This is a genomic window from Hydrogenophaga sp., assembly GCF_022844385.1.
In the GTDB taxonomy this organism is placed as follows: Bacteria; Pseudomonadota; Gammaproteobacteria; order Burkholderiales; family Burkholderiaceae_C; genus Hydrogenophaga.
Map to the genome: position 1 here is coordinate 1 of NZ_JALHLX010000114.1, position 11,945 is coordinate 11,945.

Genomic DNA, 11,945 nt, shown 5'->3' on the forward strand with positions numbered 1-11,945 from the left:
CGCGACAAAGCCGAGATCCTGGCCCAGGCACTGCCCTACATCCGCAAGTACCACGGCAAAACCATGGTCATCAAGTACGGTGGCAACGCCATGACCGACCCGGCCCTGCAGCAGGACTTTGCGGAAGACGTGGTGCTGCTCAAGCTGGTCGGCATCAACCCGGTGGTGGTGCACGGGGGTGGACCGCAGATCGAGACGCTGCTCAAGCGCTTGGGCAAACAGGGGCAGTTCATCCAGGGCATGCGCGTGACCGACGCCGAGACCATGGAGGTGGTGGAGTGGGTGCTCGCCGGTGAAGTGCAGCAGGACATCGTGGGTCTGATCAACCAGGCCGGTGGCAAGGCCGTGGGCTTGACCGGGCGCGACGGCGCCATGATCCGCGCGCAGAAGCTGCGCATGACCGACCAGAAAGACCCGAACCTTGAGCACGACGTGGGCCAGGTGGGCAACATCGTGAGCATCGACCCCAGCGTGGTGAAGGCCCTGCAGGACGACCAGTTCATCCCCGTGGTCAGCCCGATCGGATTCGGCGAGAACAACGAAAGCTACAACATCAACGCCGACGTGGTGGCCGCCAAACTCGCCACCGTGTTGCAGGCCGAGAAGCTGCTCATGCTCACCAACATCCGTGGTGTGCTCGACAAGGATGGCCAGTTGCTCACCGAACTCACGCCGCGGCAGATCGACGAGTTGGTGGAAGACGGCACCATCTCCGGCGGCATGATCCCCAAGATCGCCGGCGCGCTGGACGCGGCCAAGAGCGGGGTGAACGCGGTGCACATCATCGACGGCCGCGTGCCGCACGCGTTGCTGCTCGAAGTGCTGGGCAACGAGCCCTTCGGCACGATGATCAAGAGCCATTGATGAACAGGCCCCCACGCTTTCCCGCTGCGCGAGGTCCGCTGCCCCCCAGGGGGGCTGTTTCGCCTTGGGGCGGCCCGGCGGCGAAACGTTGATCCATGCGCTTGCTTTTGGTTGAAGACGACGTGATGGTGGCCAGCGGCATCAAGCTGGGGCTGTGCAACGCCGGCTACACGGTGGACTGGGTGCCCAGCGCCGAACGAGCCGAGAAGGCACTGGACAGCGAAACGTTCGACCTTGCGATCGTCGACATCGGCCTGCCTGGCATCGACGGGCTGGAGCTGACCCGGCGTGTGCGCGCGCGCGGGCTGGAGATGCCGGTGCTCATCCTCACGGCGCGAGACGCGCTGCACGACCGCGTGCAGGGGCTGGACCTCGGTGCCGACGACTACATGGTGAAGCCTTTCGAGCTGCCCGAGTTGCTGGCGCGACTGCGTGCCTTGCTGAGGCGCTCGCAGGCCGCCACCTCCGCCGTGCTGGGCTTTGGCCCGGTGGAAATGGACACGGCCCTGCGCCGCATCACGCTCGCGGGTGAACCGCTGGAGCTGGGTCCACGCGAATGGACCGTGCTCGAATATCTGCTGCTGCAGGCACCCAAGCCTGCAGCCAAGGACAAGCTGCTGCAGGCGCTCACGGGTTGGGACAAGGAGATCACGCCCAACACCATCGAGGTCTACGTCTCGCGCCTGCGCGCCCGCCTGGAGCCCGCCGGCGTGTGCCTGCGCTCCATCCGGGGTTTCGGCTACCGGCTGGAGATGACCGTGGCCCCGGGCGATGTGGCCTCGACCTGAAGGCGCAACGGCCACCGGCATGATCTGGGGGCTGCAGCGGCGCCTGCTGGTGCTGTTGCTCATCACCATCGCGCTCATCGGCGCCGTCAGTATGGTGTTCCACTTCCAGAGCGCAGGCACCGCCGCCTTGCAACAGGACCAGCGCTTGCTGCGGCTGGTGCCACTGCTGGCCGATTCCGTGGTGGTGATGGACATCGCCGGGCGCGGCCCGGCGTCGCTCGATGAACCGCTGCTCAGCGCCAGCGATGTGCTGGAAGCCCCCGCACTCGCCCTGTTGCTGGCGCCACCGGTGGATGAATTCTTGCGTGAGCGTCAGGGATTCGCCGCCTTTGGCGTGTTCGACGCGCAAGGCATCCAGTTGTTGGGTGAACGCTGGCTGCCCACCGTTCTGCCCGCCACCGACGACGCCGAATTCCTGAGCGTGGTGGAGGGCGGCGTCACTTACCGGGTGGTGGCGCAGCGCACGCGTTCGACAGCGGGTGACCTCATCGTGCTGCTGGCCGATGGGTCCGACGCGCGGCAGCATTGGGCCAGCTCGGTGCTGATGCGCGTGATGCTGCCCAACCTCGTTCTCTTTCTGGTGGCCGCCGGTGTGGTTACCTGGGGTGTGGCTCGAACGCTGCGTCCCCTGATCGATCTCAAGCAGGCGGTGGAGCGCCGCTCCCCGCGCGACCTCAGCCCCATCAGCGCCGAAACGGCGCCGGTGGAGGTGCAGCCGTTGGTGGATTCGCTCAACCGCTTGTTTGGTCTTGTCAATGCGCAGACCGAGGCACAGAGACGCTTTGTGGCCGACGCCGCTCACCAGCTGCGCACGCCGCTGGCCGGCCTGCAATCGCAGGTGGAGGCCTGGGCCCAGGCCGCGCGCAGCCTGGGCGGGAGCGACATGCTCAGCCTGCGCGCCGACCAGGTGCTGCGCTTGCGCGATGCCACGCGCCGCACCTCGCAACTGGCCAACCAGTTGCTGGCCTTGTCCCGGGTCGATGCCATGGGCGGTGATACGCAAAGCCTGCAACAGGTGGATCTGGCCGAGCTGTGCGAAAACATCCTCGGCCTTTACCTGGACGCCGCCAGCGGCAAGCAGATGGACCTGGGCCTGGAGACCGAACCCGCCCAGACACTCGGTCACGCGTGGTTGCTGCGCGAACTGCTGATCAACCTGGTGGACAACGCGGTGAAGTACACCCCGCAGGGTGGGCGCATCACCTTGCGCTGTGGCAGCGGGTCCACGCCCCAGGGAGAGCGGGTGTGGATCGAGGTGGAAGACGACGGGCCGGGCATCCTGGCCGGCGAGCGCCTGCGTGTGCTGCAGCGCTTCTACCGAGTGCCTGGCACGGCGGGCGAAGGCAACGGGCTGGGCCTGGCCATCGCCGAGGAGATCGCGCGCGTACACGCCACCCACCTGCAGCTGGACAACGGCGCAGATGGGCGTGGCCTGCGTGTTCGCGTGACGCTGGATGCGATCGCCCACTGACATCGGGTACCCCGCCCCCGTTGGGTGTGTGCGACACCGTCGGTGTGCGAAAATTCGTAACAGAACATGCCTCCCGGGCCGGCACCGCGGCCACCAGCACCCATCAGCTCACACCGATCGGACCGCCTGCCCATGACCACCAACGTCCCCGAGTCTCCTTCGCCGGAAGACGCCGCTGCGGCTGAAGCCGCCAGCGTGATCGAAGCCGCGGCCCATGCCGACAACGGTGGGCGCAAACGGCCCAAGCCGGGCGAGCGCCGCGTGCAGATCCTGGAGGCGCTGGCCACCATGCTGGAGCAGCCCGGAGCCGAGCGCATCACCACCGCCGGCCTCGCGGCGCGGCTGGACGTGAGCGAAGCAGCGCTCTACCGCCACTTCGCCAGCAAAGCCCAGATGTTTGAAGGCTTGATCGAGTTCATCGAACAATCGGTTTTCGGCCTGGTCAACCAGCTCGGCGAACGCGAACCCGATGCCAACGCACGCAGCCGCAAACTCGTCACGCTGCTGCTGCAGTTCGGCGAAAAAAATCCCGGCATGACGCGTGTGATGGTGGGCGATGCACTGGTGTTTGAAAACGAGCGCCTGCAACAGCGCATGAATTTGTTCTTCGACAAGATCGAATCGGTGCTGAAGCAGAACCTGCGCGAAGCGGCCGTGGTGGCCGGCGTTGCCACCCCCACGGTGGACGCCCAAGCCGATGCGTCGGTGATCACCGCTTTCTGCGTCGGCCGTTTGCAGCGGTTCGCGCGCAGCGGCTTCAAGCGCCCACCCAGCGAAAACCTCGAGCACAGCCTGGCGCTGCTGCTGCCGGTGACGCGGCTCTGACCGAAAGCAAGCCGCTCCCCGCGTCATGGGTGCCAGGCCACCTGGCTCAGGGGCTGTCGATCTGGTTGCATCACTCGGGTGCGGCCTTCCTCCCCGACCACGCCGTCTTGCTGGTGGCCGACGTGCACCTCGGCAAGGCCGCGAGCTTTCGCCGCCTGGGTGTGCCGGTGCCCGCCGGCTCCACCGCCACCACGCTCGAAGCATTGGGTGACGCACTCGCCTCGTTGGGCGACACCCCGGTGCAGCACCTCGTGTTCCTCGGCGACCTGCTGCACGCCGCGCGTGGACGCAGCCCCGAGCTGAGCGCCGTGGTCGGACAGGCGTTGACCGCGTGGCGAGCCAAGGCCCCGGGTTTGCGTGTGCACCTGGTGCGCGGCAACCACGACCGCGCCGCGGGCGACCCACCAGCCGAATGGGGCATCGAGCTGCAGACAGAGCCTTGGCTGGTGGGACCGTGGGCCCTGTGCCACGAACCCCAGCCCGTGGCCGGCGCCTACACGCTGGCCGGTCACTGGCACCCCTGCATCGGCTTGAGCGGCGGCGCGCGCGAGCGACTGCGCCTGCCGTGCTTCTGGTTCGGGGACCCGGCACACCACGCGGTCGGTGTGCTGCCCGCCTTCGGCGACTTCACCGGCATGCACCCCATCCAGCGGCGCCCGGGTGACCGGGTATGGGCGGTGGCAGATCGGTCGATGCGAGTGGTGCCCGAGGCGTTGCGCTGACGTTTTAGGGCCTCCGGCCTAAACAAAGTCCCCACAAAAAGTGCCGGAAGCGCGCACGTACCGGGTTTTGCGGTAAAAATAGAACGACCGTTCGATTATCCGGAAACTCCCACCTGTAACGCATGATCACCACTCCCACCGCCCGCCGTCCCCGCGCCGACACCTCGGCCCACAAACCGCTGCAAAAAGGCCAGCAGACCAAAGCCGCCATCGTCGATGCCGCGCTCGGTCTGGCCACGCAGATCGGTCTGGAGGGTCTGTCGATCGGGGCACTGGCCGAGGTGATGCAGATGAGCAAGTCGGGCGTGTTTGCGCACTTCGGCTCGCGCGAAGAACTGCAGATCTCGGTGGTGCGCGAGTACCACACGCGCTTTGAAGAAGAGGTGTTCTACCCCGCCATCAACGCGCCGCGCGGCCTGCCGCGCCTGCGCATGCTGTTCGACAACTGGATGAAGCGCACCTCGGTCGAGATCGATTCGGGCTGCATCTACATCAGCGGCGCGGTCGAGTTCGACGACCGGCCCGGCCCGGTGCGCGATGCGCTGGCCAGCTCGGTCAACACCTGGCTTTCCGCCATGCGCCGCGCGGTCGAGATCGCCATTGGAGAAGGGCACCTCGCGCCCGACACCGATGCCGCGCAGATGGCTTTCGAGATTCACGCGCTGATCCTGGCGCTGCACTACGAAGCCCGCTTCCTGCGCAGCCCCGACTCGGCCAGCCGCGCCGTGCGCGCGTTCGAGAACATCGTGACCCGCTTCGGCAACACGCAGGCGCCCGCGCCCCGCAAGACCGCCACCACATCGCCAGCCTCTGCACGCAAGCAGGGCTGATTTCCCTTTCGTTTTTTCGCAAACCCAGCACAGGAGTTTCCCCATGCCCGTTTACAACCCGCCCCTGCGAGACATGCAGTTTGTGATGCACGAAGTGCTCAAGGTCACCGACGACCTCAAGGCCATCCCGGCCCACGCCGACATCGACGCCGACACCATCAACGCAGTTCTCGAAGAAGGTGGCAAGTTTGCTTCGCAGGTGATCTTTCCGCTGAACATCAGCGGCGACACCGAGGGCTGCAAGCTCGACCAGAAGACGCACGAAGTCACCACGCCCAAGGGCTTCAAGGAAGCCTACAAGACCTACGTGGACGGTGGCTGGGCGGCACTCTCGTGCGACCCCGCATTCGGCGGCCAGGGCCTGCCGCTGGTGGTGAACCAGTGCATGTACGAAATGATGAACTCGGCCAACCAGGCCTGGACCATGTACCCGGGGCTGACCCACGGCGCCTACGCTTCGCTGCACACCTTCGGCACCGACGAGCAGAAGGCGACCTACCTGCACAAGATGACCAGCGGCGAATGGACCGGCACCATGTGCCTGACCGAGCCGCATTGCGGCACCGACCTGGGCCTCATGCGCACCAAGGCCGAGCCGCAGCCCGACGGCACCTACAAGCTCACCGGCAACAAGATATTCATCAGCGCCGGTGAACACGACATGGCGGACAACATCATCCACCTGGTGCTGGCCCGTCTGCCCGATGCGCCCCCCGGCATCAAGGGCGTGAGCCTGTTCATCGTGCCCAAGTTCAACGTGAACCAGGACGGCACGCTGGGCGAGCGCAACGGCATCTACTGCGGTGGCCTGGAGCACAAGATGGGCATCCACGGCAATGCCACGGCGCAGATCGTCATGGACGGCGCCATCGGCACTCTGGTGGGCCAGCCCAACAAGGGCATGCAGGGCATGTTCGTGATGATGAACGCCGCCCGCCTGGGCGTGGGCAACCAGTCGCTGGGCCTGACCGAAGTGGCGTACCAGAACGCACTGGCCTATGCGAAAGACCGTATCCAGATGCGCAGCCTGACCGGCCCCAAGGCCAAGGACAAACCGGCCGATCCGATCATCGTGCACCCCGACGTGCGCCGCATGCTGCTCACCGCCAAGGCCTACGCCGAAGGTGGCCGCGCGCTGGCCATCTTCTGCTCGGTGCTGCTGGAAAAGGTGCACAACCACCCCGACGAGAAGGTGCGCAAGGACAGCGACGACATGCTCTCGCTGCTCACGCCCATCACCAAGGCTTTCCTGACCGACAACGGCTTTAATGCGGCCACGCAGTGCCAGCAGGTGTTCGGTGGCCACGGCTACATCAAGGAATGGGGCATGGAGCAGTTTGTGCGCGATGCGCGCATCAACATGATCTATGAGGGCACCAACACCATCCAGAGCCTGGACCTGCTGGGTCGCAAGGTGCTGGGCAACAACGGCGCCACGCTCAAGAAGTTCGGCAAGCTGGTGGGCGCACTGGTGATGGAAGAGGGCGTCAACGAAAAGATGGCCGAGTTCATCAACCCGCTGGCCATCCTGGGTGAGCAGATCACCAAGTTCACCACCGAAATCGGCTTCAAGGGTCTGCAGAACGCGGACGAAGTGGGCGCTGCTGCAGTGGACTACTTGCGCGTCGCCGGCCACCTGGTGTTCGGCTACTTCTGGGCCCGCATGGCGCAGGTGGCGCTGCGCGAGATCGCTGCCGGCAACACCGACCCGTTCTACGTGGCCAAGCTGCAGACCGCGCGCTTCTACTTCGCCAAGCTCTTCCCCGAGACCGCGACGCTGATGCGTACGGCACGTTCGGGTTCAAAAGTGCTGATGGACACCGACGCGGCGTTGGCATAAAACCTTGCCCCCCTCCAACCACCAGGAGACTTCCATGATCAAGACCGTTGTGAGCACCCTCGCCCTGTCCTTGGCTTCGCTGTCTGCGTTCGCTCAGATGTCGCCCGTGGGCCTGTGGAAGACCATCGACGACGACACGAAAAAAGAGAAGTCGCTGGTGCGGATCAAGGAGGCCAACGGGGTCTTCAGCGGCACGATCGAGAAGCTGCTGGACCCCGACAGCAAGCAGGACGCGGTGTGCGACAAGTGCACCGACGACCGCAAGGACAAGCCCGTGCTGGGCATGACCATCCTGCGCGGCCTGAAGGCCAGCGAAGGCGATGCCACGGTGTTCGAGGGCGGCACCATCGTCGACCCGAACAACGGCAAGGTCTACCGCACGCGCCTCAAGCCGGTGGAAGACGGCAAGAAGCTGGAGATGCGCGGCTACATCGGCCCGTTCTACCGAACCCAGGTCTGGTTGCGAGTCGAGTGACCGCGCGCCTTTCCCCATTCATGGAAAACCAATGAACCGATTTCAAGTGAAGAAAGTCGCCGTGCTCGGCGCGGGCGTGATGGGCGCGCAGATCGCTGCGCACCTGGTCAACGTCAAGGTGCCGGTGGTGCTGTTTGACCTGCCTGCGAAGGAAGGCCCGAAGAACGGCATCGTCACCCGCGCCATCGAGAACCTCAAGAAGCTCAAGCCTTCGCCGCTGGGCGTGGCGTCTGATGCCGACCTGATCGTCCAGGCCAACTACGAAGAGCACATGGAGCAGTTGAAAGACTGTGACCTGATCATCGAGGCCATCGCCGAGCGCATGGACTGGAAGCTCGACCTGTACACCAAGATCGCGCCCTTCATCGCGCCGCACGCGATCGTCGCGTCCAACACCTCGGGCCTGTCGATCACCAAGCTCAGCGAAGTGCTGCCCGAGGCGATCAAGCCGCGCTTCTGCGGCATCCACTTCTTCAATCCGCCGCGTTACATGACGCTGGTGGAGTTGATCGCCACGCCGACCACCGAGCCGCAGATCCTCAACGACCTGGAGACCTTCGTCACCAGCGGCCTGGGCAAGGGCGTTGTGCGCGCCAAAGACACGCCCAACTTCATTGCCAACCGCATCGGCATCGCCGGCATGTTGGCCACGATGAAAGAGGTGGAGAACTTCGGTCTCAGCTTTGATGTGGTCGACGATCTCACCGGCAAGCGCCTGGGCCGCGCGAGCAGCGGCACCTTCCGCACCGCCGACGTGGTCGGCCTGGACACCATGGCCCATGTGGTCAAGACGCTGCAGGACAACCTGAGCCTGGAGACCGATCCGTTCTACGGCAGCTTCGGCACGCCACCGGTGCTGGCCAAACTGCTGGAGCTCAAGAACCTGGGCCAGAAGACCAAGGCCGGCTTCTTCAAGAAGGTGGGGCGCGACATCCTGCGTTTCGATCTGGACAGCGAAGACTACGTGCCCGCCGGCGAGAAGGCCGACGAGGTCTATGGCCGCATGCTCAAGCGCCCGGCCGCCGAGCGCCTGAAGCTGTTGCGCAACGCCGAAGGCCCGCAAGGCCAGTTTCTCTGGGCCATCCTGCGCAACAGCTTTCACTACGCTGCGGTGCACTTGGGCCAAATCGCCGACACCGCGCGCGACGTGGACCAGGCCATGCGCTGGGGCTTCGGCATGAAGCAGGGCCCGTTCGAGCTCTGGCAAGAGGCGGGCTGGCTTGACGTGGCGAAGATGGTTCAGGAAGACATCGACGCCGGCAAGGCACTGAGCAAAGCGCCGCTGCCCGAGTGGGTTTTCAAGGGCCCGGTGGCCGAGGCCGGTGGCGTGCACACCGCGCAAGGTTCGTGGAACCCGACCACGGGCACGTTCGACGCGCGCCGCCAGCTGCCGGTCTACCAGCGCCAGCACTTCCCCGAGCTGTTGCTCGGCGAGGCTGGCCCGAAGTTCGAGACCGCCGGCACCACGATCGAAGAGAACGATTCGATCCGCATCTGGACCCTGGACGAACACGTGTTGATCGCCAGCATCAAAACCAAGATGCACGCGATCAGCCCCGAGGTCTGCGAAGGCCTCATGGCTGCGGTGGACCTGGCCGAGCAGGAATACCAGGGCCTGGTGGTCTGGTCGGGCGACGAGCCCTTCAGCGCCGGCGCCGACCTGCAGGCCATGCTGCCGGCCTTCATGGCGGTGGGCGTGAGCGCCATCGAAGACGCCGAAGGCTTCATGCAGCAGACCATGCTGCGCCTGCGCTATGCCAACGTGCCGGTGGTGTCTGCCGTGCGCGGCCTGGCGCTGGGCGGTGGTTGTGAACTGGCCGTGTACAGCGCGCGCCGCGTGGTGCACATGGAAAGCTACATCGGCCTGGTGGAAGTGGGCGTGGGCCTGGTGCCCGGCGCCGGTGGCCTCACCTACATCGCGCGCCGCGCGGCCGAGAACGCCGAAACCTCAACCGGCAAAGACCTGCTGCCCTTCCTCACCGAAGGCTTCACCGCTGCGGCCATGGCCAAGGTGGGCACCAGCGCACTGGAGTCGAGAAAGCTCGGCTTCGTGCTGCACTCCGACGTGATCGTGCCGCACAAGGATGAACTCCTGTTTGTCGCCATCAACGAAGCGAAGAGCCTTTTCAACGGTGGTTATCGCGCACCGCACAAGCGACTGTTCCCGGTGGCCGGCCGCGACGGCAAGGCCACCATCCTGGGCAGCCTGGTCAACATGCGCGACGGCGGCTTCATCAGCCAGCACGACTTCCACATTGCGTCGCTGATCGCCAACGTGGTGACCGGCGGTGATGTGGAGCCGGGCACGCTGGTGAACGAGGACTACCTCATGACGCTGGAGCGCCGCGCGTTTTGTTCGCTGATCGTGCATCCCAAGACGCAGGAGCGGATTTTGGGGATGCTGAACACGGGCAAGCCGGTGCGGAATTGATGTGATGTTGTTGGTGTGCGTGCCCCCATCCCGGCCTTCCCCCAGAGGGGGAAGGAGCGGAGCCCGATTGACCCCTTCCCCCTCTGGGGGAAGGCAGGGATGGGGGCTCTACGCCAACCAATAACCATGCAAAACCAGGCCACTCCCAAAGCCCAAGTCAACGCCCGCGCCCTGCGGCGGGACATGACCGACGCCGAGCGCAAGCTGTGGTCGGGGCTTCGGGGTGAGCAACTGGGTTTCAAGTTCCGCCGCCAGCATCCACTGGGTAACTACATTGCCGACTTCGCCTGCCTTGAACCGAAGCTCATCGTTGAGCTGGATGGCTCGCAGCACGCGGACAACCAAGCCTACGACTGTGCTCGGGACGCGTTCTTCAAATCCCATGGCTTTGCCGTGATGCGCTTCCCGTCGAACGCACCGTTTCAGAACCTCGATGGCGTGCTGAGCGCCATCCTTCATCAACTCAACACGTTGGCGGGCATTGCCCCCATCCCTGCCTTCCCCCAAAGGGGGAAGGAGGAAGACATCGCACAAGGAGCGAACCCATGAGCAAACAGATCCAGGACGCCTACATCGTCGCAGCCACCCGCACCCCCATCGGCCGTTCGCACAAGGGCTCGTTCAAGCACCTGCGCCCCGACGACCTGCTGGCCCTCGCCCTGCGCTCCGCGCTCAGCCAGGTGCCCACGCTGGACCCCAAGGCGATCGAGGACATCATCTGCGGCTGCGCGATTCCTGAAGCGCAGCAGGGCCTGAACGTGGCGCGCATCGGCGCCATCCTGGCCGGCCTGCCGCACAGCGTGGGCGGCATCACCGTCAACCGCTTCTGCGCGTCCGGCCTGTCGGCCCTGCAGATGGCGGCCGACCGCATCCGCGTGGGTGAGGCCGACGTCATGATCGCCGCCGGCACCGAGAGCATGAGCATGGTGCCCATGATGGGCAACTCGCCCAGCCTCTCGCCCACCATCTTCACCAACACCGACGACGTGGAGAGCTACGGCATCGCCTACGGCATGGGCCTCACGGCCGAGAAGGTGGCGCAGCAGTGGAAGGTCTCGCGCGAAGCGCAGGACGCGTTTGCCGTGCAGTCGCACCAGCGTGCTGTGCTGGCCATGAAGAACGGCGAGTTCACCGACGAGATCACGCCGGTGGAAGTGACCGAGCGCAGCGTCGACCTGGAGAGCGCCGAGGTCACCACCACCACCCGCACCGTGAGCCTGGATGAAGGCGCGCGGCCCGACACCTCGCTCGAAGGCCTGGCCAAACTGCGCACGGTGTTCGCCGCGCGCGGTTCGGTCACGGCGGGCAACAGCTCGCAGACCAGCGACGGCGCGGGTGCACTCATTCTGGTGAGCGAAGCCGCCCTGAAGCGCTACAACCTCACGCCGCTGGCGCGCTTTGTCAGCTACGCCTCGCGCGGCGTGCCACCGCACATCATGGGTGTGGGCCCGATCGAAGCCATCCCGGCCGCGCTGAAATACGCCGGTCTGAAGCAGGACGACATCGACTGGTTCGAGCTCAACGAAGCCTTTGCCGCGCAGTCGCTCGCCGTCATGAACACGCTGGGCCTGGACCCTGCCAAGGTCAACCCCATGGGCGGCGCCATTGCGCTGGGCCACCCGCTGGGCGCCACCGGCGCCATCCGCGCGGCAACCGTGGTGCACGCGCTCAAGCGGCACAACAAACGCTACGGCATGGT

Annotated in this window: 11 protein-coding genes; all 11 read left to right on the forward strand. The window is 65.6% G+C overall.

Annotated features, from left to right (window positions below):
• Nucleotides 1-864 (forward strand): acetylglutamate kinase (argB, locus tag Q0C59_RS15645; RefSeq protein ID WP_291217139.1); only part of this gene is annotated, 864 nt, incomplete at its 5' end.
• Between the two features lie 95 nt (nucleotides 865-959).
• On the forward strand, nucleotides 960-1,652 hold the full coding sequence (locus Q0C59_RS15650) for a response regulator transcription factor (RefSeq protein ID WP_291217141.1): 693 nt from the start codon (nucleotides 960-962) through the stop codon (nucleotides 1,650-1,652).
• 19 nt (nucleotides 1,653-1,671) lie between these two features.
• On the forward strand, nucleotides 1,672-3,123 hold the full coding sequence (locus tag Q0C59_RS15655; RefSeq protein WP_291217145.1) for an ATP-binding protein: 1,452 nt from the start codon (nucleotides 1,672-1,674) through the stop codon (nucleotides 3,121-3,123).
• 132 nt (nucleotides 3,124-3,255) lie between these two features.
• The gene (gene slmA / locus Q0C59_RS15660; RefSeq protein WP_291217148.1) at nucleotides 3,256-3,948 is read left to right on the forward strand and encodes a nucleoid occlusion factor SlmA; all 693 of its coding nucleotides are present in this window, start codon (nucleotides 3,256-3,258) and stop codon (nucleotides 3,946-3,948) included.
• Nucleotides 3,949-3,977: 29 nt separating this feature from the next.
• Nucleotides 3,978-4,670 (forward strand): ligase-associated DNA damage response endonuclease PdeM, encoded by a 693-nt coding sequence (pdeM, locus tag Q0C59_RS15665; protein WP_291217150.1) that lies wholly within the window; start codon nucleotides 3,978-3,980, stop codon nucleotides 4,668-4,670.
• A gap of 122 nt (nucleotides 4,671-4,792) precedes the next feature.
• Nucleotides 4,793-5,500 (forward strand): TetR/AcrR family transcriptional regulator, encoded by a 708-nt coding sequence (locus Q0C59_RS15670; RefSeq protein ID WP_291217153.1) that lies wholly within the window; start codon nucleotides 4,793-4,795, stop codon nucleotides 5,498-5,500.
• A gap of 43 nt (nucleotides 5,501-5,543) precedes the next feature.
• Nucleotides 5,544-7,340, forward strand: coding sequence for an acyl-CoA dehydrogenase C-terminal domain-containing protein (locus Q0C59_RS15675; protein ID WP_291217156.1), 1,797 nt, complete (start codon nucleotides 5,544-5,546; stop codon nucleotides 7,338-7,340).
• Nucleotides 7,341-7,374: 34 nt separating this feature from the next.
• The gene (locus tag Q0C59_RS15680) at nucleotides 7,375-7,815 is read left to right on the forward strand and encodes a DUF2147 domain-containing protein (RefSeq protein ID WP_291217158.1); all 441 of its coding nucleotides are present in this window, start codon (nucleotides 7,375-7,377) and stop codon (nucleotides 7,813-7,815) included.
• 31 nt (nucleotides 7,816-7,846) lie between these two features.
• Nucleotides 7,847-10,246: a 3-hydroxyacyl-CoA dehydrogenase/enoyl-CoA hydratase family protein gene (locus tag Q0C59_RS15685; protein ID WP_291217161.1), complete on the forward strand. Its 2,400-nt coding sequence runs from the start codon at nucleotides 7,847-7,849 to the stop codon at nucleotides 10,244-10,246.
• A gap of 126 nt (nucleotides 10,247-10,372) precedes the next feature.
• Nucleotides 10,373-10,795 carry an endonuclease domain-containing protein gene (locus Q0C59_RS15690; protein ID WP_291217163.1) on the forward strand — a complete coding sequence of 141 codons (423 nt, stop codon included), beginning with the start codon at nucleotides 10,373-10,375 and terminating at the stop codon, nucleotides 10,793-10,795.
• Nucleotides 10,792-11,945 (forward strand): acetyl-CoA C-acyltransferase (locus Q0C59_RS15695; protein WP_291217166.1); only part of this gene is annotated, 1,154 nt, incomplete at its 3' end. The genes Q0C59_RS15690 and Q0C59_RS15695, both read left to right, overlap by 4 nt.